Below are 268 nucleotides of genomic sequence, written 5' to 3'. Positions count from 1 at the left end.
CGGCTGGTGCGGGTGGGGCGGGGAGGCGCTCGCCGAGGCCCGCCGCCGGGACGTGCCGCTGCCCGTGCCGATCGGCTACGCCGCGTGCCACTGGTGCCACGTGATGGCGCACGAGTCCTTCGAGGACGAGGCGGACGCCGCCGTGATGAACAGCCGGTTCGTCAACGTGAAGGTCGACCGCGAGGAGCGCCCGGACCTAGACGCCGCCTACATGGCGGCGACCCCGGCGACGACCGGCCAGGGCGGCTGGCCCATGACGGTGTTCGCG

The 268-nt window shown here is 74.6% G+C and carries 1 protein-coding gene; it reads left to right on the top strand.

Annotated features, from left to right (window positions below; all coding sequences use genetic code 11):
• The coding region (locus KVT14_RS20445) for a DUF255 domain-containing protein (RefSeq protein WP_217617304.1) at positions 1 to 268 on the top strand (268 nt) is incomplete at both ends.

Source organism: Cellulomonas sp. GbtcB1 (assembly GCF_019091725.1).
GTDB lineage: Bacteria > Actinomycetota > Actinomycetes > Actinomycetales > Cellulomonadaceae > Cellulomonas.
The sequence above is the reverse complement of the archived record's forward strand: the minus strand, read 5'-3'. Positions and strand labels throughout refer to the sequence as shown.